Source organism: Treponema sp. R8-4-B8, from assembly GCF_054786175.1.
This window is the reverse complement of sequence record NZ_BDHE01000307.1, coordinates 1-501: the sequence shown is the minus strand read 5'-3', so window position 1 is coordinate 501 and position 501 is coordinate 1. Positions and strand designations below refer to the sequence as shown.

Below are 501 nucleotides of genomic sequence, written 5' to 3'. Positions count from 1 at the left end.
TATATTCCATCCCGCGCCGCGAGGATCGACATTCGGGTCAAGAAAAACAATAAGGCGCATTATTTGATAATTTTTTAATACTTTTCGCGCGCCGTATGAGGCGGCAAGAGAGAAAATAATAATTGCTGATATGTAAACAAGCCAGAAAAAATATCTTTTTTTGAATTTTAAATATCCAAAAAGAGCGATGGAAGCGATTAAAACAAAAAATGTAATTGTCATAATAATTATTTTTAAGTTTGTCAGCGCGGTAAGAAACGCGAGCGTCTTACGCAATATATAAGTCTGCCAAAAAGGCAGAACCATCAAGACGCCCGTTAAAGCGATACATGAAATCATAAATGACACATAACGCATTGGAACTCCCGCCATGAATATCATCGTTATAAGAATCATTATGTACACCAACGCAGTTCCAAGATCAGGCTGAAGCAGGACTATGCCCATTGGAATAAAAGTTATTATGCAGCAAACAATAAAACGGGAAAACGACTCTTTATT

1 protein-coding gene is annotated in these 501 nt (G+C 36.9%); it reads right to left on the bottom strand.

The window, feature by feature from the left end; translation table 11 throughout:
• A partial coding sequence (locus tag ACYVRA_RS08530; RefSeq protein WP_461252294.1) for an FtsW/RodA/SpoVE family cell cycle protein occupies positions 1–501 on the bottom strand: 501 nt, incomplete at both ends.